Consider the following 548-nt stretch of genomic DNA (forward strand, 5'->3'; position numbering starts at 1 on the left):
CCCGATGATGGAGAGAATGAACGTTTTCAAGATTTGCAGAATCCTCATTTAGTACCTCCAGAAAATGGAATAGTTAAATTATACCAAACTTAAGGGTGTATGCACGAAAAAATAGAGCAAAAAACATTGGTTTCATGCCGCGACAGTTTCACTTTCGGCATTAAGGTGATAACAGATATTCACAACCGAATTCTGCTTCACTACTCTATCTTCCAGGTCCAATATGTTTACTGGCATCCCCTTTAATATCGTGAAATGTATTCGAGGATCTAAAAAAGCTTGCAGAAGTACTCTGCAAGCTGATGCACGTGAATCAATTATGACACTTGATGCCGGTCCCACCCTGAATCCTGATCGGCAAACAGAATACCCAGTTCGTGGTGATCACCTTCATAAAGTGCACCTTGTTCAAAGCGATTCTCTCCGTTCGTACCGAGAATCTCAAGTTTACAGTATGCTCCGTTCTTCTGAAGGGCTTCATAGAAACCCCGTTCTGTACTGACCTCTGCTCCATTCACTTTCAAAATGATCTCCCCCACCTGCAGAGA

Annotated in this window: 1 pseudogene; it reads right to left on the bottom strand. The window is 42.3% G+C overall.

Annotation, left to right across the window (positions count from 1 at the left end):
• Positions 1–317: 317 nt before the first annotated feature.
• Positions 318–548 (bottom strand): annotated as a pseudogene (locus tag HP456_RS24765) (PDZ domain-containing protein); the annotation flags it as partial.

It is taken from the genome of Bacillus haikouensis (assembly GCF_013179555.1).
GTDB classification, from domain to species: Bacteria; Bacillota; Bacilli; order Bacillales; family Bacillaceae_B; genus Rossellomorea; species Rossellomorea haikouensis_A.